This is a genomic window from Bacillus sp. NP247, assembly GCF_018966865.1.
Classification (GTDB): Bacteria; Bacillota; Bacilli; order Bacillales; family Bacillaceae_G; genus Bacillus_A.
The window spans coordinates 658,706-684,322 of the sequence record NZ_CP076653.1 but is presented as its reverse complement, the minus strand read 5'-3'; the positions used below and the strand labels follow the sequence as shown (position 1 = coordinate 684,322).

At 35.1% G+C, this 25,617-nt stretch carries 20 protein-coding genes and 2 pseudogenes; 18 read left to right on the top strand and 4 right to left on the bottom strand.

The window, feature by feature from the left end:
• Positions 1-121 precede the first annotated feature (121 nt).
• Together KPL75_RS03630 and bla2 are read left to right on the top strand one after the other, a co-directional pair.
• Entirely contained in the window at positions 122-403 is a 282-nt protein-coding gene (locus tag KPL75_RS03630) for a MazG nucleotide pyrophosphohydrolase domain-containing protein (RefSeq protein WP_219919434.1), read from the top strand.
• Positions 404-552: 149 nt separating this feature from the next.
• Positions 553-1,326, top strand: coding sequence for a BcII family subclass B1 metallo-beta-lactamase (gene bla2 / locus KPL75_RS03625; RefSeq protein ID WP_219919433.1), 774 nt, complete (start codon positions 553-555; stop codon positions 1,324-1,326).
• A gap of 462 nt (positions 1,327-1,788) precedes the next feature.
• On the opposite strand, the gene KPL75_RS03620 is transcribed toward bla2, so the two are convergent.
• A complete protein-coding gene (locus tag KPL75_RS03620; protein WP_219919432.1) occupies positions 1,789-2,820 on the bottom strand; it encodes a hypothetical protein in 1,032 nt (343 codons plus the stop codon).
• A gap of 275 nt (positions 2,821-3,095) precedes the next feature.
• Between KPL75_RS03620 and hcp the strand changes: the two genes are divergently transcribed.
• From hcp to KPL75_RS03580, 9 genes and pseudogenes are all read left to right on the top strand, one after another.
• Positions 3,096-4,382 carry a hydroxylamine reductase gene (gene hcp / locus KPL75_RS03615; RefSeq protein ID WP_219919431.1) on the top strand — a complete coding sequence of 429 codons (1,287 nt, stop codon included), beginning with the start codon at positions 3,096-3,098 and terminating at the stop codon, positions 4,380-4,382.
• 869 nt (positions 4,383-5,251) lie between these two features.
• On the top strand, positions 5,252-6,559 hold the full coding sequence (locus KPL75_RS03610; RefSeq protein ID WP_219919430.1) for a condensation domain-containing protein: 1,308 nt from the start codon (positions 5,252-5,254) through the stop codon (positions 6,557-6,559).
• A gap of 352 nt (positions 6,560-6,911) precedes the next feature.
• Positions 6,912-7,019 (top strand): annotated as a pseudogene (locus tag KPL75_RS03605) (N-acetyltransferase); the annotation flags it as partial.
• A 365-nt stretch (positions 7,020-7,384) separates the two neighbouring features.
• Entirely contained in the window at positions 7,385-7,705 is a 321-nt protein-coding gene (locus KPL75_RS03600; protein ID WP_064475931.1) for a PadR family transcriptional regulator, read from the top strand.
• A gap of 75 nt (positions 7,706-7,780) precedes the next feature.
• Positions 7,781-8,122 carry a DUF1048 domain-containing protein gene (locus KPL75_RS03595; RefSeq protein ID WP_002014108.1) on the top strand — a complete coding sequence of 114 codons (342 nt, stop codon included), beginning with the start codon at positions 7,781-7,783 and terminating at the stop codon, positions 8,120-8,122.
• Between the two features lie 155 nt (positions 8,123-8,277).
• Entirely contained in the window at positions 8,278-9,039 is a 762-nt protein-coding gene (locus KPL75_RS03590; protein ID WP_219919429.1) for an ABC transporter ATP-binding protein, read from the top strand.
• Complete coding sequence (locus KPL75_RS03585; RefSeq protein ID WP_219919428.1) at positions 9,040-9,789, top strand: ABC transporter permease; 750 nt, start codon at positions 9,040-9,042, stop codon at positions 9,787-9,789.
• A gap of 856 nt (positions 9,790-10,645) precedes the next feature.
• Positions 10,646-10,803, top strand: a pseudogene (locus KPL75_RS27365) (L-serine ammonia-lyase, iron-sulfur-dependent, subunit alpha); the annotation flags it as partial.
• Between the two features lie 146 nt (positions 10,804-10,949).
• Positions 10,950-12,269: an aromatic amino acid transport family protein gene (locus KPL75_RS03580; RefSeq protein WP_199661480.1), complete on the top strand. Its 1,320-nt coding sequence runs from the start codon at positions 10,950-10,952 to the stop codon at positions 12,267-12,269.
• Positions 12,270-12,561: 292 nt separating this feature from the next.
• Here the strand turns inward: KPL75_RS03580 and KPL75_RS03575 are convergent, their stop codons facing one another.
• A complete protein-coding gene (locus tag KPL75_RS03575; RefSeq protein ID WP_219919427.1) occupies positions 12,562-13,524 on the bottom strand; it encodes a helix-turn-helix transcriptional regulator in 963 nt (320 codons plus the stop codon).
• A gap of 110 nt (positions 13,525-13,634) precedes the next feature.
• On the opposite strand from KPL75_RS03575, the gene KPL75_RS03570 reads away from it, so the two are divergent.
• Positions 13,635-14,114 carry a GyrI-like domain-containing protein gene (locus tag KPL75_RS03570; protein ID WP_219919426.1) on the top strand — a complete coding sequence of 160 codons (480 nt, stop codon included), beginning with the start codon at positions 13,635-13,637 and terminating at the stop codon, positions 14,112-14,114.
• Positions 14,101-14,610 carry a phage tail protein gene (locus KPL75_RS03565; protein WP_219919425.1) on the top strand — a complete coding sequence of 170 codons (510 nt, stop codon included), beginning with the start codon at positions 14,101-14,103 and terminating at the stop codon, positions 14,608-14,610. Before KPL75_RS03570 ends, KPL75_RS03565 begins: the two co-directional genes overlap by 14 nt.
• A gap of 224 nt (positions 14,611-14,834) precedes the next feature.
• On the opposite strand, the gene KPL75_RS03560 is transcribed toward KPL75_RS03565, so the two are convergent.
• Complete coding sequence (locus KPL75_RS03560) at positions 14,835-15,542, bottom strand: IS6 family transposase (RefSeq protein WP_219919424.1); 708 nt, start codon at positions 15,540-15,542, stop codon at positions 14,835-14,837.
• Positions 15,543-15,927: 385 nt separating this feature from the next.
• Between KPL75_RS03560 and KPL75_RS03555 the strand changes: the two genes are divergently transcribed.
• Genes KPL75_RS03555 through KPL75_RS03545 form a run of 3 tightly spaced genes read left to right on the top strand, consistent with a single transcriptional unit; the run spans position 15,928 to position 18,349 of the window.
• Positions 15,928-16,377: a hypothetical protein gene (locus tag KPL75_RS03555; protein WP_219919423.1), complete on the top strand. Its 450-nt coding sequence runs from the start codon at positions 15,928-15,930 to the stop codon at positions 16,375-16,377.
• A gap of 56 nt (positions 16,378-16,433) precedes the next feature.
• Positions 16,434-17,654, top strand: coding sequence for a sensor histidine kinase (locus tag KPL75_RS03550; RefSeq protein WP_219919422.1), 1,221 nt, complete (start codon positions 16,434-16,436; stop codon positions 17,652-17,654).
• Between the two features lie 17 nt (positions 17,655-17,671).
• Complete coding sequence (locus tag KPL75_RS03545) at positions 17,672-18,349, top strand: response regulator (RefSeq protein WP_309137446.1); 678 nt, start codon at positions 17,672-17,674, stop codon at positions 18,347-18,349.
• Between the two features lie 427 nt (positions 18,350-18,776).
• Here KPL75_RS03545 and KPL75_RS03540 read toward each other — a convergent pair whose 3' ends face one another.
• Positions 18,777-20,033 (bottom strand): ATP-binding protein, encoded by a 1,257-nt coding sequence (locus KPL75_RS03540; RefSeq protein ID WP_219919421.1) that lies wholly within the window; start codon positions 20,031-20,033, stop codon positions 18,777-18,779.
• A gap of 1,030 nt (positions 20,034-21,063) precedes the next feature.
• On the opposite strand from KPL75_RS03540, the gene KPL75_RS03535 reads away from it, so the two are divergent.
• Both KPL75_RS03535 and KPL75_RS03530 read left to right on the top strand, forming a co-directional pair.
• On the top strand, positions 21,064-24,345 hold the full coding sequence (locus KPL75_RS03535) for a VaFE repeat-containing surface-anchored protein (protein ID WP_219919420.1): 3,282 nt from the start codon (positions 21,064-21,066) through the stop codon (positions 24,343-24,345).
• Positions 24,346-24,931: 586 nt separating this feature from the next.
• On the top strand, positions 24,932-25,564 hold the full coding sequence (locus KPL75_RS03530) for a hypothetical protein (protein WP_219919419.1): 633 nt from the start codon (positions 24,932-24,934) through the stop codon (positions 25,562-25,564).
• Positions 25,565-25,617 lie beyond the last annotated feature (53 nt).

Here is a 25,617-nt window from a genome sequence, read left to right as displayed (position 1 = left end):
CAGAAACACCTCTGTTAATGGACTATAAATAAATTATAGTATGAATGTTATAATTTAACAAAATACAGTTTTGATTTTAAGTGTAATAGAAAATGGCATTTGTGAAGAAGGGAGATTAAGTATGAATATTTCAGAATTACAGAGATATGTAGCAAGTTTTAGTAAAGAAAAAGGGTTTCAACATACAACAATTGAAGAACGCACGATGTATGCGATGGCGGAATTAGGTGAATTAGCGGAAGTTATATTAAAGCGTGATAAAATACAAGATTCGAAACGAGAGATTGGTTTAGAAATGTTTGATGTAATTTGGAATGTATGTGATTTAGCGAATAAATTAAATATTGATTTAGAGAAGGCGTTTGAAGAAAAAATGAAAATTAATAAAAAGCGTGAATGGTAAAAAGAAGATTAATAAAAAAGCGTACAGAATTTTGTACGCTTTTTTATTAATCGCATGAAAAATATGTAAGAAAAGATGGAACAAACTTTTGGAATGAATTGTCTATTATAGGTAATAACTATTTATTTTGAAAGAAAGGATTGATAAGGATGAAAAAGAATATGTTATTAAAAATAGGGTTATGTGTTAGTTTACTAGGAGCAACTCAATTTGTTAGTACAATTTCTTCTGTGAAAGCGGAACAAAAGCTAGAGCAAAAAGTAATAAAGAATGAGACCGGAACTATTTCACTTTCTCAGTTAAACAAAAATGTATGGGTTCATACGGAGTTAGGTTATTTTAACGGAGAAGCAGTTCCTTCGAGTGGTCTAGTTCTTACTACTTCTAAAGGGTTAGTACTTGTCGATTCTTCTTGGGATGATAAGTTAACGAAGGAATTAATAGAGATGGTAGAAAAGAAATTTAAGAAGCGCGTAACGGATGTTATTATTACACATGCGCATGCTGATCGAATTGGCGGAATAAAAACGTTGAAAGAAAGAGGCATTAAAGCGCATAGTACAGCATTAACCGCAGAATTAGCAAAGAAAAATGGATATGAAGAGCCGCTTGGAGACTTACAAACAATTACAAATTTGAAGTTTGGAAATATGAAAGTAGAAACGTTCTATCCAGGGAAAGGACATACAGAAGATAATATCGTTGTATGGTTACCGCAATACAACATTTTAGCTGGAGGCTGTTTAGTGAAATCCGCGGAAGCTAAAGATTTAGGAAACGTTGCTGATGCTTATGTAAATGAATGGTCCACATCGATTGAGAATGTGTTGAACCGATATGGAAATATAAATTCAGTAGTGCCTGGTCATGGGGAAGTAGGGGATAGAGGGTTACTTATACATACATTGGATTTGTTGAAATAAGAAATGATGGAAATATAAAAGCGAGGAGAAACAATTTTCTCCTCGCTTTCTTCTAACTATATTTAAATGCGAAGCTATCAATTATGCCTGCATACGTTACTGAGATTTTAATTCCAAGTATACAAATACCAGTACCGTCATAATTGCTATAACAACGTAAGTAACATCAAGCATTATAAGTGTTTTTAAAGTTTCAGTCATCCTCATTCACCCCTGGTATAAAAATATAACATAATCTCTTGTCAATTAGATCAGAGATTATAAAGATAACAACACATGAAATTTCTTAAGTAGTTTCTATATAAATATATCATATAAATAATGTAAACAATGTTAAGATAGTGTAAATGTATTGTAAGGAAAGAGGGTGCTCTCATAATGTGTATAAATCTTTTAATTTGTAAATACTATGTATCTCTTGTGTGCCGAGTAGAAAAAAGTTATAACATGTGAAAAATAGATTTATTTTGATAAATCAATCACAATGGTAGCTGTTACTACATTTTCCTCTAAGACTTCTACCTGTACTTGTTCATCGTTTCTCCAATTGATATTGAAGTTCTCTGTCGTATACATGTCCTTAAGAGTGACCTCTTTATATTTTTCTAAAATGCTACCTCTTTTCCCATAATAGATTCTTACAGTTGAACTGGGACTTGGTCCTTTTGATTTTATTGTTTCCCTAAACTCGATAATATTTATTAGATTTGGAGATTCACTTTTTTGAAAGGTAAAGGAACTGACCACTTTTTGTATTTTCTTAAAAACAGAACTACTGGATTTATCTGATACATTAAATTCCACAACTTCAGGTACTGTTTTTTTTCCGCGTAGCGTTATCGTTGCTTCATAGTCGCTTTTCCAATCTATTGAAACGTTTGAAGAATCGAGACGTTCCCCATCATTTGCAATACTTGTGTCCAAATGTTCCCACAAGCCGTATTTAATTCTGACGGGGGAGGAACTAAGAGAAGAGTCTGAATCTATTTTCACTACTTTAATTGTATTTTTATTATTTGGAGAATGACTTTTTTTAAGTGTAATGTCCTGTAAATACAAAATGTAAGAAAAACAGCCTACTACTAAAATAATTGGAATTAAAATACGTCTGGCAGTAACGGGATGGATTCCTATCGTTTTTTTCTTCGTACTTTTTATATTTTGTTCAAGGTCTTTTTCAATACTCGTTTGAACTTTTACTTTGGGCAGGCGAATAAGCCACCAAATGAAAGCTATAAGTAGTAAGAAAAGAGGTATTCCTTGAATAAAGAGAAATCCTTTCCAAAAATCAAGTCTAGTACTATATGGAGAATCTGTTGCCATCACCCCTATAAAAAGTGCCACTGGACTTGCAAGTATATTTATCCCTAAACCGATCATTACGAATGAAAGATTTTTATTTCTAATTTTTCGTGACCCAGCCATAATAAACAGAAATACTGCAATACCGAGTATAAGAAACAGTATTCCGTAATAAGACATCATATATACCATATTATCCCTCCATAACTTTAATTGTACCATCAGCCAGGAAAATTTTGTGGAATATTAGATGGATATGATATTTATATTTCTTAAAAGTGCGTCGATACATTATGCGAATAAATGATTATACGAAAATATTAATATTAGAAGACGGTAAAAATATTATGTCAACAATGTGAACTGTCACAAATCTTTATATATTATTGTGATTGATATCACATCACTTTTTTTCAATGGGTATTATGCTTAAGGTGTAATGAATGATTGGGAGAGGGTGGGATGATATGTTTTGTTATCAATGTGAACAAACGCCAACAGGCGGATGTAAAGTAATGGGTGTTTGTGGCAAGAATGAAACGATTGCGAGTTTACAAGATACGATTGTGTTTGGGCTAAAAGGAATTGCAGCTTATCGCACACATGCTGCTCAGCTAGGGTATACGGATGCATTTGTAGATGCTACAACACAAGAAGCTTTATATATGACATTAACAAATTCTAACTTTAACGAACAAGAGCATATTGATATGGCTATGAAAGTGGGGAAATCAGCTTTACGGGTAATGGAATTATTAGATGAGGCACATACGAATCATTTTGGTGTGCCAGAGCCTGTACAAATTACACAAAATCGTGTAGAAGGTAAAGCAATTGTAGTTACGGGCCATAATTTATTTGCACTAGAAGAACTATTAAAGCAAACAGAAGGAAAAGACATTAATATTTATACACATTCTGAAATGCTACCAGCACACGGATATCCGCAGCTGAAAAAATATAAACATTTAAAAGGAAACATCGGCAAGGCATGGTATGATCAAAGACGCCTTTTTGAAAAATTTACTGGTGCCATATTAGCTACAACGAACTGTGTTATGCCAATTAAAGGATCGTACGCTGATCGATTCTTTTCATATGATATTGCAGGTTTAGAGGGTGTACAAAAAATTGAAAATGATGATTTTACGCCATTAATTCAAAAAACGCTAGAACTTCCAGAAGTACATATGGAGTCGGATGAACAGTTAGTGACAGGGTTTCATCATAATACAGTATTATCATTAGCTGCAGAAATTATTGACGCAGTAAAAGAAGGGAAAATAAAGCGTTTCTTTGTTATCGCCGGTTGTGATGCACCGGGAAAAGGCGGAGAATATTATCGTGAATTAGCAACGTCACTTCCGCCAGAAACGGTTATTTTAACAACTTCTTGCGGGAAATTCCGCTTTAATGATGTGGATTACGGTGTTGTACCTGGTACGGAAATTCCGCGTTACATTGATTTAGGACAGTGCAATAATTCAATTTCTACAGTGAAAATAGCGGCTACTTTAGCTGATGCTTTTCAATGTGAAGTGAATGAATTGCCAGTAAGTATTGTCCTATCATGGTTTGAACAAAAAGCAGTTGCCATTTTACTCGGGCTATTTAGTCTTGGGATTCAAGATATTCGCATCGGTCCAAAGGCTCCTGAATTTATTTCACCTGGCGTGCTTGATGTATTACAAGAAACATTTGGTTTAAAACTAATTACAAATGCAGCAGAAGATATGGCTATGATGTTATCGTAACAGAAAAGATGTTTTCACGTAATTGTGGCTTTATAAATCATTTGTATGTGCGTGAGTAAACGTACATACAAATGATTTATTTTATTAATAAAGAGGATCTGCTATATCTATAAATTTTATGATTTTATAAAGCTTTTAAAGGGTAACACCACATGCCCATCAACTTAAGATTTTTAAGTATCCCCAAAATGAAATTTCTACATGAATATCTATAACTTCATTTCTTTTTCATTTGATTTTAAAATAAGCTTTCTATTTTTAACAACCAACGATACCCCCTCAAATTATACGAATAAAATCCAATTATTTATTAGGAAAAAAGATTGAAAATAATACGGTAGACTAAAAAATAAAATATTATTTATGATAATCATTCTTTTATAAAATTTAAATCGGAAATAGCCCTACTCATTTTGATTGCACATTTTCAAAATGGAGGAACTTTTTTACTATAAAATCAATATCTGTAGCATATTTTTGTTGCAAAAATTCTCATTCTTATTTTGATAGCGATATGGGTACATATACATGCCTATCAACCTTTTATTATGAAGTGGCCCTTGAATATATTGTTTTTTATTGACAGACATAAAAATGATTTATTTGTCGTATTGATATTTTATAGACGTTATCATAAAAAATTTGTGTATATATAAACTAAATTTATTTTTGTTTGGTTTTATTAAAGTGGTTAGGCAATGTTAATAACAATAAAATAATGGATATATCACCTGCAAAAAGAATGAAACCAATACGGAGAAGATGATTTTGTTAAAAATTCGAAAAATAAGCGTTATTAGCTCTTGAAGAAAAATTACAAGCATATGGAAAATTGGGTTATACAAAAAGTCCTAAAGGGGGACGGAATTATGGAGCAAAGAAAGTATTCAGTAACATCACAAGATCGAATGAATTATGTATTAGGTCTTTATTCTGCAGATCAACAAATTAATGCAGTTCTTTATTTTCCTGTAGGTATATCAAAGGAAATACTTGAAGAATCAGTAAGGATAACGTTACAATTACAGCCAGTTTTGAACAGCCGGTTTGTAGAAAATGATCTTCCTTACTGGGAGGAACATGCATCTGGCAGTAACTCACCTATTTGCTTTTTTGCAGAAGGAAATAATCAAGAACTTGAAATGATGGCAATAGATTTTATTAAGGAACCTGGTGATCGTATTCAGGGACCTATGGTTCAAACAAAATTATTACGAGGTACTACAACAGATATGTTAGTTGTGAAATTATCTCATCTATGTTCAGATGGTGCAGGAGTCAAGGAATATATTAATTTACTTGGAACAATTTATACTCAGCTTTCCTTGGGACGATCTAAGAATCAAATTATAAAGGAATTTGGTGAGGGAAATAAGAGTTTTCGAGATCAATCACATGTATTCAAATATGCTGGAATATCGGACATAAAAAGTGCGTATCGTCCTAACCAAGAACAACAGGCATCGTTATGGTCTTTTCCATCTCAACCTAACAAAAATAAATTCCCCCAAATGTCCGTACGGCGATTGAGTCATGAGCAAACTCTACGTCTAACCCAATGGACAAAAGTACAAAAGGCTACCTTGAATGATGTAATCATGACTGCATACTTCCGAGCTTTATCACATTTCACTGTGTATGCAGAACCCCGCACCACAGAAAAAATGATCGGTTTGACAATTGATTTACGTCGATATCTGCCTAATTATACAACTGGTGCTATTTGCAACTTATCTGGTATGGAAATGCCAGTGATTAAAATGGAAGACGATGAAACATTTAATCAGACTCTTGTTCGAGTTAAACAGTCAATGGATAAAATAAAGTCTCAAAATCCAGGTCTTTCTTCAGCAGCAGGAATGGAGTTGCTGGCAGGTATGAAGCTATCTACGGTGAAGGAAATGTATAATCAGCAATACGAACAGGCTGTACAGATGGGGATGGCGCTGCCGTTACTGACAAATTTCGGAGTAATTGCTGATGAACCTATTCAGTTTGGTGAAATCCAAGCTGAGGACGGGTATATGACATCACCCATTATGTATGCACCATTCTTTTTAATGGGAGCAAGTTCTTATAATGGAAGACTTACATTTACAATTGGTTATCATGCGCCGGATACATCAAAAGAAAAGGTAGACAAATTTTTAGAAAGCGTTGTGAATCAACTATCATAAATAAAATAAAAGCGCAAAAATTTCTAGCGGAATGTTATTTTAGGGGCTCGTCTCATGTACGGCTAACCTCTGTTGTAAACTCTTTTTGTTAAATCTTCTCTGACCGCACCTGTCTCTATGTTTTATATTTATGGGAAATCGTAGTGAAAAACAATTTGCATCGCGAAAAAAACACGATATATCGGTATAAAAATACTAAAAAAAGAGCGGATTTAAACTACACTTTGAATCAGCTCTTTTTATTACTTTTTTGAAATGTTTCATACATATTACTCATATTAGGAGTCCCGTCCATGCTCATCAACGTAAGATTTTAATATATTCTCAAAACGGAAATTTTATATCTCTACAGTTACGAAATGAGAGACAATTACCAAACGGTTATGTAAGAGATGCGATTGTATATAGTATTATTACAAGCGAATGGCCGATTATAAAAAAACAACTATTACAAAACTAGCTGTATATAAATAAGGAAATAAGGTCAAATATATAAAATCGAGATGCTCCCCCATAGCTAGCTATGGGGGAGCACCCCCTCCAATAAAAAATGTATATATTTTTGTTGTAGAGCTTTTTTAGCTTATTAGGTATATGGATAGTCCATCATTAAACGGAGGCTGTATCCGATTGGGATATAGCTGATTTTTTAATTTTTTTTATAATCCAGTTGACATTCCCTCTACTTAGTCATACAATGTAGTTGTAATAAGTAATACTGAATAGTTCAGATTCACAAAAAAACTATTCAGTAAAAATTCGCCTTAGTACTCTGTGATACTGAATATAAGTCAGACAGAATAGGGGGTAGAGGAGGATCATAATATGGAAAATTTAACTGAAATGCTGAAAGGTTCGCTAGAAGGGTGTGTGCTGGAAATCATCAGCCGCCGTGAAACATATGGCTATGAGATTACCCGCCACCTGAATGATCTTGGGTTTACCGAAGTCGTAGAGGGAACGGTGTATACTATCCTCGTACGATTAGAAAAGAAAAAGCTTGTGAATATTGAAAAGAAACCGTCAGATATGGGACCGCCTCGTAAGTTTTATTCGTTAAATGATGATGGCCGCCAGGAGCTTGAATTGTTTTGGGAAAAATGGGATTTTGTATCGTCAAAAATTAACGTCTTGAAGTCAAACTAGCCTCATAAAATAAAATATTCCGGCCGATATTTTGAGGGTTTCTTGTTCTGCTTTATAAAAAAGGAGGGAAATAAAATGTTAGAAATGTTCAAAAAATTAATTGGTGATAAAAAAGAGTACAAAATGATGATGGCACGAGTTGGGGCTCTGCCAGAGGACTACCAGTTTGTATTTAAGAAAATTCAAAACTACATGTGGAATTTTTCAGCGGGCAACGGGATGGATATGCTGCACATTCAGTATGAATTAATCGATTTGTTTGAAGCTGGTGCGGCGGAAGGCAGACAAGTGCTTGAAATCACTGGGGAGGACGTGGCATCTTTTGCTGACGAATTAGTGGCAAACGCTAAAACGTATGTCTCCAAGTATCGTGAAGATTTGAACGAGAGTATCATGAAGCAATTGAGAAAAAAATAAATGCAATAGGTAATACCGACTGATTAGCTGGTTACAAATGTGAATTGCTGCCATCGCTATTCAGTTATATTTTTAAACCACTACTAAGTAATACTGATTATCAGTGATACTAAATAGAGGGTATAGGTAATCTATTTTTATAAGGGGGAAAAAGTATGAGCAATGCAGCGATTTCTGTAAAAGGTTTAAAAAAATCTTTTAAAGACAAGGAAGTTTTAAAAGGGGTGGATTTTGAGGTGCAGCGTGGCGAAATCTTCGCGCTGCTGGGCTCAAATGGAGCGGGCAAGACGACGACGGTCAATATCCTTTCGACGCTGATGAAGCAAGATGGTGGTGAAGTAGGTATTTGTGGTTTTGACGTCCAGCATCAACCGGATCATGTCCGTCAAAGCATCAGTCTGACAGGACAGTTCGCAGCTTTAGACGGTATGCTCTCTGGGAGAGAAAACTTGATAATGATCGCCAAGTTGCGTGGAGTTTCTAGTCCCGCTCAAGTTGCCGATAATTTGCTTGCAAGGTTTAGTCTGACCGATGCAGCCAACCAGAGGGCAGACCAGTATTCGGGAGGGATGAAGCGCCGGCTTGATATCGCCATGAGCTTGATCGGGACACCAGCAGTCATTTTTCTCGACGAACCAACGACAGGCCTTGACCCTGAAGCGCGTATTGAAGTGTGGGATACAGTCAAGGAACTTGCCGGCGGTGGCACAACGATCTTGCTGACGACTCAGTACTTGGAGGAAGCAGAACAACTGGCTGACCGTATTGCTATCTTGCATGGCGGAAAAATTATCACGACTGGTACTCTTACTGAACTTAAAGAGATGTTCCCGCCAGCAAAAGTGGAGTATATCGAGAAGCAGCCGACATTGGAAGAAATTTTCCTTGCGATCATCGGCAAAAAGGAGGAGATGTAAATGAAGAGCAAAACAGGGGTATTACTAGGGCGCTTAATGCGCAACATTATGCGTAGTCCAGATACGATTATTACGGTAGCTATTACACCGATTATGATGATGTTGTTGTTTGTCTACGTATTTGGTGGTGCCATAGAGACAGGAACGGACAACTACGTCAATTATTTATTGCCGGGAATCTTGCTGATGGCTATCGCATCCGGTGTCGCTTACACTTCCGTGCGGTTGTTTACGGATGTAAAGAGTGGGCTGATGGCACGTTTCATTACTATGCCCATCAAGCGTTCGTCGGTATTATGGGCTCACGTATTAACATCACTTGTTGCTAATGTGCTTACTATCGTGGCGGTTATCCTTGTTGCGCTCTTAATGGGCTTCCGTTCCAGCGCTAATATTCTGGATTGGCTTGCGGTAGCTGGAATACTTGGGATGTTTACGCTGGCGCTAACATGGCTGGCTATCATTCCTGGTTTGACAGCGAAGTCTATGGAAGGGGCGACAGCCTACTCGTACCCGCTGATTTTTCTGCCCTTTATTAGTTCGGCCTTTGTTCCTACCGAAACGATGCCAAAAATTGTTCGTGCGTTCGCTGAGAACCAGCCTGTGACTTCAATCGTGAATGCGATTCGTGCCCTCTTATATGAAGGGACTGTTGGCAACGATATTTGGATCGCACTTGCTTGGTGCGTTGGCATTATGGTTATCGCTTACTTCTTCGCCGGTAAAGCATTTAAACGTCAGTTAGGGTAACACCACAAGTTCGGTGCACTATGGCAACTAAATCTTCTGGAATAATATATATGGGAAAATGGATTTAAATCACATTAATCATAGTTATTGCTATAATTGTTAGTATTCTTACTGGTTACGCAGTTGGGACGTAAGTAGGCTCAGGCGTTGAGAAAAAGCAGACTGAGAGAGTTAAAGGGGAAGAGATAATATTTTGACCGCAATTCTAATTGCCATATAATAAATGCAATTTTTATACATGAAAAGCCCACCTATTTTCGTAGGTGGGCTATATCTTTATTACACAATACGAAAGTATACTCTTTTTTCTAAATATGCAATTATACATATTTAGAAAAAACTACACTTAATAAATATTACATATAGTAAATGGAAACTTGTGGTGTTATTCTTTTAACAGGCGTAACGTGTCAAACATAATAGAAGGTGTGATGGTACTAAGTGAGAGAAGTTCCTTTTTTCTGAAAAATGCATGTTAATTCGATATTAGTTATAATTATTCAGTTAGATGATTTTATGTTTTCTTAATTTATTCCTTTATATCTACAATGATTATTTATTATAACAGTTTTCACGTCTAAAATAAGATGTTTCAGAAAAGGGGAATATAACTATCTTTATAATGAGTTCCCAATATAATCAACGTGTTAACAAAAAGGATATCTGTATTATTTTCCCCTTTTTGCTAACTAATACAGCTTCAAAAAATAGACACAATTGCTATATACCAATTGTAATTTATTATCTATTCATAATTCTGTTTATTCTGTCTTTCTAAAAATAAAAAAAAATTAGACTCGCAAATATAAACGTTATAATGAGGGCGTCGAGAGGTAACCGATTACCTACGGAGAAAATATCAAACATTTTAAAATTGGACAGACTGAAACGATTAATTGCAGAAAGGTGTGTGACTAGAAGGGGGATTTCTTCAAAATAGTTTAGTAGCAGCGGACATCGTACTAGCTGGTGTAAACAATATCATCAATGCTGACGAAGTATAGGGTTGGAGGATAAATGCCTCGCACATTAAGAGAGACAGCTTTAGGTGGAATCGTTTACAATATGGTGCATCAAGTAAGCGGTTCATTTTTAAGAATGGTCTATATTCTTAAGCCTAAAAAGAGACGTAAGAATAGGATACAAGGGGGATTTATTATATGAATGGGAATACTGCAAAAAAAATAGAATTTCAAGCTGAAAATACTGCAGTGAAAAATGAGGAATATCTAGATCCTAAAAAGTGGCATAAACAAGATACTACCTGGGCATTGAGCCTTTTTGGAACAGCAATTGGAGCAGGAGTACTCTTTCTACCTATTAATGCAGGTTCAGGTGGCTTATTATCATTACTGCTAATTACATTGCTTGCATATCCAGTTATGTATTACTCACATAGGGCGCTTGCTAAAATGATATACGCTTCTAATTCTGCTGATCAGGGGATTACAGGTACAATTAGAGAGTATTTTGGAAATAAGGCAAGTATCATTTTTAACATAGTATATTTCGGCTCAATTTATACAATCGTACTGATGTATTCGGTTGCGCTTACAAATACTGCAAGTAGTTTTATCGTGCATCAATTGCACATGCCGGAGCCTCCAAGGGCCATTTTATCGCTTGTATTAGTGCTTGGTCTTATCGCTATACTAAATTTTGGTCAAGATATTACTGTAAAGATCATGAGTATGCTAGTGTATCCTTTCATAGCTTCTTTACTTTTTATCGCAATATCTTTGATCCCGCAGTGGAATACGTCAATGCTTAGTTTTTCAAGTGTTTCTACTGCTTCAACAGGAACAGGATATTTTGGAACGATATTGATGATACTACCAATCATCGTATTCTCATTTAATCATTCACCTATGATTTCATCATTCGTTGTGAAACAGAGGGCTACGTATGGAATAGAAGCTACTGATGCCAAATGTGCACAAATACAAAAGGTTTGTTATATCATGACATTCGTGGTTGTTATGTTCTTCGTCTGGAGCAGTACATTGAGTTTGACTCCAGAGGATCTTAAAATGGCAAAAGAGCAAAACTTATCGATCCTTTCATATCTTGCTAATGAGCTTAATTCGCCTGTAATCACTATTGCAGCGCCTATCATTGCTTTTGTGGCTATTACAAAGTCTTTCCTTGGCCATTATATAGGGGCATATGAGGTAATGCGTGACGTAATTATCAAGTTTGGTAAAACACGCGGAAAAGCTATCGAAGAAAAAACAGTTAAGACAATGATTCTTTCTTTTGTCGTATTAACATGCTGGTATGTTGCTTATGCAAATCCAAGTATTCTTGGAATCATTGATTCCCTTAGCGGTCCGTTAGTTGCTGCGATCTTATGTCTATTACCAATGTATGCGATTCGTAAAGTACCAGTACTGGCTAAATACAGAGGGAAAATGAGCAATGTATTTGTCATTATTGTAGGTATACTTACTGTCCTAGCAAGTATTAAGTCATTATTCTAATTCATTATTGTTAGTTCAAGTGCTAAAATAGTGGGATATGAATAAAGAATGAAAGAGATTATGGATAAGATAAATCCACATTCGAATTTTAAACAAGTAATTTAATGAGGGTTAAACTCTAATATAAAAAGACATGAACAAAGATTAGTTCATGTCTTTTTTGTGTTGGCGTTATTACAAGAAGAGCGTTTAAAGTAGCGGTAGTAAATAAAATGTTTTTACTAGGTATTTGAATAGAAGTAACTGGCATCTAGTCAAACTCAATATTATTTTGGGTTTAACTGGTCACTGCTTATGGGCAGTATAAACATAATCTCTCTTTTAAACCTTCTAACACTTCTTCAGGCACTTCCTTGATTTTGATATCTTTACCTAGGAAAAGTAGCCAATTTGTTATTTCTGTTAATTCATCGAGATTGTTAACATTGATAAAAGTCTTTAGAATGGCTGTGGATTGGTAAGGATTTGTATAGGAAATAGAAATTTTTATAGGATGGTATTTTTTGAACTGGGCAATCGCTTTTGGACCAAGTTCAAGTACAAGGTTGATTGCTTCGTCCTTCTTACTTAGTTTTTCTAAAATCTTTTTCTTACTTAATCTCTTTTTCGTCGTATAGGGTTCGACATTGACGAGATGATCGACAGGGAGCATCTTCTTTTTTTCTTCTTTTATGTCAAAGGCTTCAATTATCCAATGGCTTTTTTCTTGATAAAGGTGTAGTAGATAAATTGGATAAGACTTGATTTCTTCCTCTTCTTTTACGGTAATCAATAAATGACTATCCAAAAGAAGGATTTGGATGAGTTTTTCTAACATAGGATGGGGGAGGTCAGAAAGCTCAAGTAGGTCAGGATTATGAGGGTTAGTTCCTTCAAAAAGCAAGATTTGATTTAAAAGAATAAGGTCATCTTGCTGGATTTCTGAGATGAGTCCTATTAGTTTTTCAGCTAAAGACTGACGACTCTTTAGATAGGGAAGCTGTTGATTTCTTGTGGCCATAAAGGCAATAAAAAGAGCTTTGACCTCGTTATCAGTAAAGCGAACAACGGGCAGGATAGAGTTATGCATGACAAAATATCCCCCATCTCTTCCAACTTCAGTGACGAGTGGCATCCCCATGGCTTCAATTTCTTTAATGTCTCTAATAGCTGTCGATCGTGAGATGTTAAATTCTCGTATGATTTCAGAAATTGTAAAGTGGGAGCGGTTGTTGATATACCGCATGATCGTATTAATTCGTTCAACTTTTTTCATTTTGCTCTCCTAAACAGTATCATTTTTTGACATGATTTAAGGATATTATAAACTCATCAGATGAAAAGATAAATCATTTGATTAATTTAAAAAAGAGGAAGGTTTTGAATATGAAAAATTATACTTTAGAAGAAAAAGATAGCTTTATCGTGTTAGGTATTGGAACGGAACTTAAGAGCGAATACACAGACTTTGCTGGAATAAATAAAGAAAAGGAAGACTTTTGGGAGGCCGTTAAACAAGATGGAAGGCTTGACACTTTAAAGGATTTAGCCACAAATGATTACATTTTTTCTGTGAGCGAAGCGGTGAATAACAAGATGATGTATTACGCTGGTGTCATGACAGAGGCAACGATACAAGAAGAATCTAGAGTTATCCAGTTTCCGAGGGGAGAATACCTAGTAGTTAAAGGGGAGGGCAAGACATCTGAGGAGCTAAGTAATAAGCTTACTGGTATTGCATTTGGCCAAGCATTAGCAGAAGCAAAAGATTTTGCCTATGTTGGTGGGCCAAATACAACAGTTGAGATGGGGCAGCAAAACGGCCTAGTATTTGGTGAAATGTGGATTCCAGTTGTTAGGAAGTAAAGAGTTAAAAGGAGAGATGGAATTGTCCAATATCGTTGATTTTAAAAATGTAACTACAGATGGCTTAGAGTCTTCACCTGTAGCAGAAGCGCTTGCTGGTTTACGTGCCCATGAAGCACGTTACTTTATGAACAAATACAAGCATGAATTTACGGTTGTACCAGCTAGTGAAAGCGAGAAGACTCTTGATTATGTGAACCGCATTTTGAAAGAAGAACGTGATATTGAGTTTGCGGCTAAACCTTTAGAAACATCATGTTTTCAAGTGGAAAATATTAAATTTGCCTATGTCTTCTATGAGGATGGTCTTGCAATCAACATCATGTATACATTGGATAATCCGAAGAAGCGGGCTGTTGGATTTAAGCTTTCTGAGGGAATGGAGATACCAAAGGATTTAGAAGCGAAATTTAAGTTTGCTAGGCAGAAGTCTAAACTTGCTGGAACAATTCGAGGTTCGTTTTTTGTAATTAAGGGAGAATATATTGCAAGTTGAAGGGTCAGTCGTTTGTTGTATTTTAAAAGGCATGATTATGTAAAATATTCATAGTCTGCTACACACTACGTTCTTATAAAATGAAACAAAGGGAAATTACTGTAAGGGAGTGGCGGGGTGAGCAAAAAAAGGCTATTTGAGTTATTCTTAGTAACTTTTGCGGTTCTGGTGCAAAAATAAAATAAAAGAGAATAAAGCGCATATATTCCTAACGGAATCGTATCTTATGCTGCAAGTCCAAACAATTGATGGATGAATTCTTTCTGATTTTGGACAGACTGGTCCCGTAAATCAAGCTGTTCTTTTTTAATCATATGCATGGCTTCTACTCCAGAAAGAATGGATGTAGCTGTGTCAAAACATTTGAACCCTAGCATAGAACGGATTCGCTTCTTTATAAAGCGATGATCTTGTTCTACTATGTTATTCAAGTACTTTTGTTGTCTAAGTTGCATACCATCAGGTATGCTTTTTTCTTTTTTTAACTGTTCAATTGCTATAGGATAAGCCGGGTTCTTATCGACTGTTATAACACGTGGCTTTGAAACATGAAAAGACCGTAAAGCTTTCTTGAAAAAGCGCTTTGCAGCCTTCTGGTCTCTTGTTTTGTTTAGGAAAAAATCAATTGTGTTTCCTTTCGAATCAACAGCACGATACAGATACATCCATTGACCTTTTACTTTGATATATGTTTCATCGACTCTCCAAGAGTCATTTGTTTGTTTGAGGTGACGACGGATTCGTTTGTCCAATTCAGGACCATACTGATGAACCCAACGCATAATCGTTGTATGAGAAATGGATAAACCCCGTTCTTCTAGCATTTCCACCAAATCACGAAAACTAAGGTTGTACCGTAGGTACCATCTTACCGTTAACAAAATAATATCAGGCTGATAATGATTCCATTTGAATACATTTTCCTTTTCCATACCAATCACGCACCCTTTCTAAAGGAATAGTAACAGTATGTCCAAGATTTATAGATTCATTGCAATTGTCCTTAGTTTTTGCACCAGAACCTATTTTGTTGACTTCATAAAAAAAATAACTAATTTTTTATTTTTTAAGTATTAATATCAGTATCTTTATGCTTTATAGATTCATAGCATACGTTTTATAGTTTTTGTACTAGAGCCATAAAAACTGTTTTGGGATAATCCGACAACATACGTGTGCCAGCGGGTGAAATCAATCAACTGCTGGTATTCAATCTGAAGATGGAGCGAAAAAATCAACCTGTAGATGGACTTTTATTTGGCCGCTGGTGGTTACACTGATTATGTACCCTAAAAAAGGAAGAGGAGTAGGAAAAACATGATTAATTATCTCATCATTTTGGCTATTGTCATTTTGTTATCTTTAAGGGAGAAAGAAATCCGGCCGTCCCGTTTATGGATTACACCGGCACTATTCGTTTATTTAATTTTTTCCAGCATGAAACAGATTGATTTGGGCGGAGGTAGTTTCTTTCTTTATTTGATCTGTCTGTTTGTCGGGCTAACAATCGGCGCATGGAGAGGAAAGCTGGAGAAAGTATGTATCAATCCAGTAACGGGGAAAGCAACCTCACAAGGTTCCATTGCCGGCGTCGTTATTTTTCTGGTAGTCATGTTGCTACGCTTGCTTGTGGGCAGTTGGGGAGCACAACATGCTTTGCTTTCCTTAAGTACAGCATTGCTGTTTATTCCGCTTGGCAGTGTTATCACCCGTCGTTATGTTATCTACTTGAAATATAAACAACTAACGGGGGGACAGAGCTGCTAGTTAGCTGGTGTGTAAGTTGTTATAATAGGAATAACAATTCTGCGGGAGGCTCATATATGCAAATCAAACGGCAGCTTGCAGCGTTAGGGCAATATATGCTCAATCGTAGTCGAACTGTTATTTTAAGTTTGTTGTTGCTGTACAACTTCTTCATAGGGAAGGCAAAAGTAACATCTTTTCCTAAATTGGCAGCTGGATTGCTAGTCAGCTGTGCTTATTTGGCTCTACTTTGGCTACCCGAAAGGATGTGGGGTGAACGTACCCGCATTGCTTCCGTTATTGGAACGTGGATGTTGACGGCAATGTATTGGGTAATTTTTGATGCGGAAAGTACAGCCGTCGTCCTCGTCTTATATCTTGTAGGATATATAGTACTACGGATGCCCACCAAATCATCCGTTTTGTTAACAGGCGCTATAATCGCGGCGGATGCACTTGTTTTCTTTCTGCTGAGAGAGCAAACAGAAAAGATTCTTGTCTATTCAATCGTGCATGCAGGTACTTACGTGATGTTTTGGGGAGCGAGATTGAAACGGGAAGCGACCGAAACGAGCAAACGACACTACGAACAGTTGCGGGAAGTACATGCCGAATTGGAGAAGGCTCATAAAGAGCTTCAACAGACACACCAAGATTTGGAGGAGGCGACTGTTCGCTTGCTATGGTTTGCTGTACTGGAAGAGAGAAATCGGATTTCGTGTGATCTTCACGACAGCATCGGACATGGATTAACGTCAGTTATCGTTCAGCTTCAGGCACTGCCTTATATCATGAAAAAAGATGCGGCGGAAGCAGATATTTCGCTGAAAACTACTTTGGAAGTGGCACGTCGCTGCTTGCAGGACGTACGTACGGTCGTTCACCAGATGGCGGTTAATGAAGCGGGGCTTGGCTTGGTAGCCTTGCAAAGTTTGGTGAAGCAAGTCCGGGAGCAGGGGCACTTAGACATTGCACTTACTGTAGATGGTTCGATTAGTAGTATTAATCCGGAAATTTCAGAATCTTTATACCGGATTCTTCAGGAGGCGCTTACCAATGTTATCCGTCATGCTCATGCTTCCCACGTTGATGTTGAGGTCTCGGAAAGTGAGGGAGTACTGACAATGTCGGTAGCTGACAATGGGATATGGACTGATAGAACTCCAATTTTGTCCGGTTTAGGGCTGACGAGCATGAAGGCGAGAAGTGAGAGAGCAGGCGGGACTTTACGGATTCATGGGGTAGATCCCCATGGCCTAAAGCTCGTAGTTTTAATGCCGCTGCATGAGGATGGATAAAAGGAAGGTGAAGGGAATTGACGATGCATTCGATTCAGGTCCTAATTGTGGATGATCAGCAGTTGGTCCGACATGGTTTACGATTCATTATAAACGCACAGGAGGACATGGAGGTTGTTGGGGAAGCAGCTGGCGGAAACCAAGCTGCTTTGTTGGCTAATCGTATTCATCCTGATGTGGTACTGATGGACGTCCAAATGCCGGAGGGCGGTGGGATTGAAGCTACTCGTAACATAATTGAGGTTAATCCGTTGTGCAAAGTCATAATTTTGACCACGTTCGATCAGGAAGATTATGTTTACGACGGCATTCGGGCGGGAGCGGTAGGTTATTTACTTAAGGATGCGGAGCCAGAAGAGCTCGTAGATGCCATTCGAGCTGCGTGGAAAGGTGAAGCAATTTTCCGTACAACGGTCGCCGCAAAAGTGATCAGTCAGGTCGTCCGCTCATCTCAACAGTTGCAGCAGGCAGCGGAGTTTACTTCTGACGCCCAGCCGTTTGAGCCGTTAACGGATCGGGAATTGGAAGTGCTACAACAGATGGCGTACGGATTGCGTAACGGAGAAATCGCCAAAAAGCTTTATATTGGTGAAAGTACGGTCAAGACACATGTTCACCGCATCTTTCAAAAGTTTGGTGCCGAAGACCGTACGCAGGCAGTTGTAATAGCAATCCGTAACCGGATTGTAAAATAAGCTAGTGCCAATTATGATTTTAGTACGATAATAGGGAGAAATGAAAAAAATCTTTTTCTACAGTTAGTTATTTTGAGGATTTAGTTCAGGGGGTATTTACATTTCCTAGCTTAATGGTGATGTGGTGGTACCCCCTTTTTAAACATAAACATATGATTAGACTTTTCATCTCCCCCCAATTTGTTGGTGTTATACACCTACAAATTGGGGAAAGAGTCTTCTTGGCTAAAAACGATAAAAAATAAAGTGAATTCAACTTTTCTGGGATATATCGAAGGCGAAACAAATGGAAGTAGTATTGAATTATGGAGGGTAGAACTAAAGGGAGGACGCATTATTTACGTCCTCTATTTATTTGTTTATTTAATACATTTCATATTAGTAAATACGCAGCAAACATTATCATTTAAATAAATCTTCTATTATATTAGCAGGGGATGGTGATAGAAAAGTGTGTTCCTTTTCCTAGTTCACTTTCTATCTCTATATCTCCGTTTAATTCTTTAATAATACTGTACGCAATCATAGTACCAAGCCCAGTACCTTTTTCTGTTGTTGAATAAAATGGCAAGGCAATACGTTTTATTTGTTGGGAAGACATTCCTATTCCTGTATCAATAATATCAATTACAATATTATCTTTTATTTTTTGTATATTTATTTGTAATACGCCACCATTTTTCATAGCCTCAATTCCATTTTGTATGATGTTGGTTAGACATATTTTTAATTTTTCAGTATTAGCATTTATGTAAAGGGAATCTGTTGTAATATGCTGTTTTATTTCAACATTATATGAAAGAGCGAGTGGTGAAATATTATCTTTCACTTGATTTAATATGTAATTAATATCTAGTTCCTCTTTTATAATGTTTTGTGGTTTGGTTAAAGATAAATAGTTATTAATAGTAGATTGTATTTGCTGCATTTCAAGTAACATAATTTCTAAGTACTTATCTTGAGACATCTTAGCACTCTCATCTTCATTTAGTAATTGAGTGAATCCACGTACCGTGGTCAGTGGATTATGAATTTCATGCGCGATCGATGCAGCTAGTTCGCTAGCTATATAAAATTTTTCTGCTCTTTGCATTCTTTCTTTTATTTTATATTTCTCGATCATTCCTTCTATTAAATAAACTGATAATAATACTGTGAAAATATTTATGATTATATAATTGAATAAAAATTCAATGAGAGTAGAGTCAATTTTACCACCTGTATTTATTTGCGTTACAATACCGCAGATAGAAAGGGAAGTTGTACATATCAAAATAAGTAGAATACTTAATAATATCTTCTTTTCCTTGAAATAAGTAGGTGACAAGTAACGAAACATGATTGTAATAACAGAAATAATAGTAAAGATAATAAATGATGGGAAGACTCCGCTTCCACCTAAGTAAAATCTATAAGAAAGATATAAAACTCCAATACAAATAATGCTCTTTGTATTTCCATATAGAAAAACTAATATAATGGGAATAAAACGTAAATCATAAATGAACCCAGCGTGTAAATGAAAAGGGAAAGTCATACAAAAAATAATTGCAGTGGAGGAAAGTACAGAAATTAATATATTATTACATGCCATTTTTTCTTTATGTTCTAGCCAAAATACTTGGTAACTAAGGATACAAATAATAATAATAAATGTATTTAATAATAGTGTAGGAATTCCCATAGTTTATACCTCTCTGAGAGTTTGTAAGTAGGATTATGTATGTGTTTAATCTAGGTGTTTGATTTTATTAGATTTTCTATCTTTAAAAAAGAAAAGGAAGGGCACTTGAAAAAGTGCTTTTTTACCATTTATATTAAAATCGATGAGGAAGATAGAAATAAAAAGTTACTTTTACTTATGAACAAAAAAATTGAAAGTAGCCCTTGTATAGGTAAAAGATGAAGCAAATTACTGAAATAGTTACGTTTCTCTGGAGTGAATATTCCGAAAAAACATTGTGTATGGCGAAATCCATTTTATAACCTTCGCCATATTAACATGTAACTTATTAAATTACAAAGAAAAAATTAAAAATTATTATTTTTTTGTTATTTTAATTTATTTAAAAACGTAAAAGTATTCAAGAGGTTACCATTGAGATGCTAGGGTACTTAGACCAATATTCGAACTTCGTAATAACGTTGTTACTTTTTTACTAATATTCTTAATACTAATTTTAGTATAATTAATTGATTGAAAGTTCTAACAATTATCTGCGTACCCCTTTTTTTATATCATTTTATATTAAATACAATGATATTTATTGTCACATAATAATGCAAATTTCCAGTAAACTAATAGAAAAAATCCTATAAAAACATAATTTACTATCTTTTATATAAACATTGCAGGTGTAAATGCAATAAAATTTCATTATTAATACATATATTCAATCTGAAAATATCTGTTTACATATTAAAATATCTTTGTAGTGGTCCTTCATGCCAAAAATCGTTTCCGTACTCCAACTACCGTTATTCTAGTATTTTACCAAGTTTCTTATTTTGTTAAGGTATCCTAATATTGTTACTTTTATGAAATGAAATGTTTTAATATCATAATTTATAGTGGATGTTGAGAAAATAAATAATTTGTAAAAATAATATAATATTTGTAACTTTATGTCTTATAATATGAAATATCTTCGTTGTGATTATTTTAAATATTTGAATAATACATCAGATTCATTTTATCTAGGGAGGTTTTAAAATTGGGGAAAAGAGTTGTTAAAAGAGTTTTTGCATTATTATCAGTACTAGCATTATTCTTTAATGTGTTTCTACCGAAGGCAAATGCGGAGGTTATGACGCATGAAAAGTATTCAATGAACTGGAGTTATAGCAACAGTTTAGGTAAGTACATTCGAACTGAAATTATTAAAAATTCAAGCGGCCAAATTGCTTATTGTTTAACTCTTGGCTTAAAATCACCAAATGGTGAAGATCTTCCTGAAATGGGGAAAACAGATAATGTAGTATATAGGGTCCTATTAAATGGTTTCCCACAAAAAAGTGTAGAACAACTGGGAGTAGCTAATAAGAATGAAGCACATTATGCAACTCAGCTTGCGGTTTGGAATGCATTAGGTCAACTTGATGTAAATGAATTAAAGCATGAGAATAAAAATGTTGAAAAAGCGGCTAAGGCAATTATTAATGCTGCAAATACAAGTGAAGATACTCAAGATATTTTTATGAACGTGATTCCTGCTGAAAAGCAAAAGGCAGAATTAAAGGGTGAGTTCTTTGAAACAAACCTATACACAGTACAAACAAATGCTAAGAGTGGTTCTTATAAGGTAGTAGCGAAAAATGCACCTAATGGAGTTAAAATTGTTAGTGAAAATGGAGAAGTGAAAGATCAGCTTTCAGTTGGGGAAAAATTCCGTATCCAAATTCCTAAAGATACAAAAACAGGTGAATTTAATCTAAGTGTAGCTGCTAACTTAACTAAAGTTCAAGCAATTGCTTACCGCGGTACTGATACTGTTCAGAATGCTACAGTACTACTAGAAAGAAATGAAGAGAAGCTTAGTAGTGACCTTGCAGTAAATTGGGAAGCTGCTGGTTCTTTAAAAATTAAAAAAGTTGGAGAAAATGGTGAAGTTTTAGCTGGTGCAGTATTTGAAGTCTTTAATGCAAATAATGAATCAGTTGGAAAAATCACGACTGGTGCTGATGGTACTGCAGCATTAAATAACCTACCAATTGGTACCTACACAGTAAAAGAAATTAAAGCACCAACAGGTTATGTTTCAGGTGATAAACCACAAACTATTGAAGTTAAGACAGGGGAAATAGGAGCTGTTCAAGTAGTAAACAACAAAGTAAAAGGTAACATCGAAATTAAAAAACTTAGTGATTCAGGAAAGGTTTTACCTAATGTTGAATTCACAGTCTTTACTGAAGATGGGAAAGAAGTAAAAAAAGTAGTAACAAAAGAAAATGGAATTGCAAATGTTGATGGTCTTACGTATGGTAAATATTATTTCTTAGAGACAAAAACACCTAATGGATATATTGGAAATAAAACAAAGTATCCTTTTGAAATTAAAGAGCACAATAAAACACTTACTTTTACAGTGGAAAATACAGAAGTGAAAGGTAGTGTGAAATTACTAAAAGTAGATAATGAAGATATCAGCAAGAAATTAGAAGGTGCAGTATTCGAGTTAAAAGATGCAAGTGGGAAAGTAATTGGAGAATATAAGACAGATAAAAATGGTGAAGTTAACGTCAAAGATTTAGCGTATGGTAAATATTCATTTGTAGAAAAGGCCTCTCCAAATGGTTATGTTCTTATTACAGAACCAATTGTGTTCGAAATAAAGGAACACGGAAAAATTATTGAGCTATTGGCAGTCAATCATCTTATTAAAGGTGATCTAGAAATTACAAAAGTTGATGTAGCTGATGGAAACAACAAACTTCCAAATGCAGAGTTTACAATTTATAATGAAGCAGGAAAAGAAGTAGTAAAAGGAAAAACAGACGATAAAGGTATCGCGAAGTTTGAAAAGTTACCATTTGGAAAATACACATATAAAGAAACTATTGCACCAAAAGGTTATGTATTGAATGAAGAAACGTTTTCTTTTGAAATCAAAGAGAATGGTCAAATCATTAAACACATTGTCAAAGATGAAAAGATTCCTTCAATAAAAACAACAGCTACTGATAAAACAGATGGTACAAAAGAAATGCACACTTCTAAGTCTGTAACCATCCAAGATAAAGTGGAATACAAAGACCTACAAATAGGTAAAGAGTACACTTTAAAAGGTAAATTAATGGATAAAGAAACTAATAAACCATTAGTTGTAAATGGTAAAGAAGTAACATCTGAAACTAAGTTTACACCAAAAGAAGCAAATGGTTCTATTACTTTAGACTTCACATTTGATGCAACTGGTTTAGAAGAAAAAGAAGTAGTAGTATTCGAAGATGTACTGAAAGAAGGGAAAATTGTTACAACACATGCTGATATCAACGACAAAGGTCAAACAGTTAAGTTTGTTAAGCCTTCTGTAAAAACAACAGCTACAAACAAAGCTGATGGTGGAAAAGAGATTCATGCAAACGATTCTATTACTATCCAAGATAAAGTAGAGTATACTAACTTAGTTGTAGGTAAAGAGTACACTGTAAAAGGTAAACTAATGAACAAAGCTATTAACAAACCATTATTAATTGATGGTAAAGAAGTAACAGCTGAGACTAAGTTTACTGCAAAAGAAAAGAATGGTTTTGTAACATTAGACTTTACTTTTGTTGGTGCTGAACAGCAAGGAAGAGAAGTAGTTGTGTTTGAAGACTTATTACATGAAGGTCAAGTAATTGCAACTCACGCTGACATTAACGATGTAGGTCAAACAGTTCGATTTGTAGAACCTTCCATTAAAACAACAGCTACAAACAAAGCTGATGGTTCTAAAGAGTTAGACGCTTCTAAATCTGTAACAATCCAAGATAAAGTGGAATACAAAGACTTAATCGTGGGTAAAGAGTACGTTGTAAAAGGTAAACTAATGGATAAAGCAACAAACAAGCCATTATTAGTTGATGGTAAAGAAGTAACAGCAGAATCTAAGTTTACTGCAAAAGAGAAAAATGGTTCTATCACACTAGATTTCACATTTAATGCTTCTGCATTACAAGGTAAAGAAGTAGTAGTGTTTGAAGAACTGTATCAAGATAATGTCTTAGCCGCTATTCACGTTGACATTGAAGATAAGGGTCAAACAGTGAAATTTAAAGAGGTAAAACCGGAACAACCTAAACCAGAACAGCCGAATCCAGATAAAAATACTCCAACATCAGAACAACCTAAAGAGCAAGTAAAAGAACAACCACAACCTAAGAAAGAAATTCAATCTAAAATTGGATGGTTACCGCAAACAGGTACTAACCTTACAAGTTGGATCTCTATGGCTGCAGGTGCATTATTGTTAATTGTGGGTGGAGTGATTTTCCTAAAACGTAAAAATGCATAAAAATTTAAAAATAAGCACATCTGTTTTTTTACAAGATGTGCTTATTTTTTATGTTAATAATTTAGTCCTATTTACAGTATTTTAATCTATTTGCTTATTTTTGAGTTGTTGTAATAATTCCCTGTTTTTTTTCCTTAGCTTCCAAAGTGCCAGCTTCTAAATTCACTGTGAGACAAAATCCCTTAGCTATTTCAAAAGATCTCATAGAGAACTGGGGGATATAATGCTCTTTTTTTACAAACTGTGTTTTTTCTGCCGTGATAAAGCAACAAATCCTTTCCTGTTATCTCAATGAAGATAATTTTACCAAAAAAAGAAAGTATTAGCCTTTTAATTTTTGTTTGCATTTTTGTGTTCTAACGAGGATTACATTATAAATAGTAGGTCTTTTAATTACCTTATCAAGTTATTTTTTGTTAGTTAGAAACAGGCATAAGAAAATTACATAGATATATTGCGAAAATGTAGTATGCAGGATTGCATGAATAAAATGGTTGCAATTTCGACCAACCTGTAACTATAATGGTTACAAGTTGGTCGATACCAATCAAACAAATACAATCATCATGAATGGAGATGTTATAGAATGGGTATGAAAAAATTAATTTTAGCAGGTGCTTTAGGGTTCGCAGCATTATCAGGAACGAATCTACCAGGATTAGAAGCAACAAAAGCGAGTGCAGCTTCTATTGAAACGAATTTCTCGACATTAGAAGGACACGTTGTAGAAGTGGATCATGGTGTGATTGTTGTGAAATCTAAACAATACGAAGAACCTGTTAGTGTGTATATAGAAAATCTTTCGAATGTGAAAGTAGGAGACGAAGTAAAAGCGACTGGATCTATGATGCGTAATTTTACGGAATATATGGTTGCAACAGAAGTTGAAAATACTACAAACAAATTAGGTATGCATTTGAAAGAAAATGGCTCACCTGATTATGTGATTGGTGAAGTATCAGAAGTAGGTACGATGGAAGACAGTGCTACTAAATATGTCGTTGTTGAGTATCCATCACTAAATGGGGAGAAAGACATTATTGACGTGTTCTTAACAAAGGGACAAGTATTTAAAACAGGTGAGAAAGTTAAAATTGATATGAAGTATGTAGGTTGGGGCGGCATTTCTATTAATTACAACACAGTTGATCATATCGAAAAAGTGCATGAGGTAAACAATAACACTCAAAATAATGATGATATGTGGATTTGGTCTTAATAAGATTAGTAATATTAGAATCAAAACAGTAAGACGTACTTATGTTGTAAAAG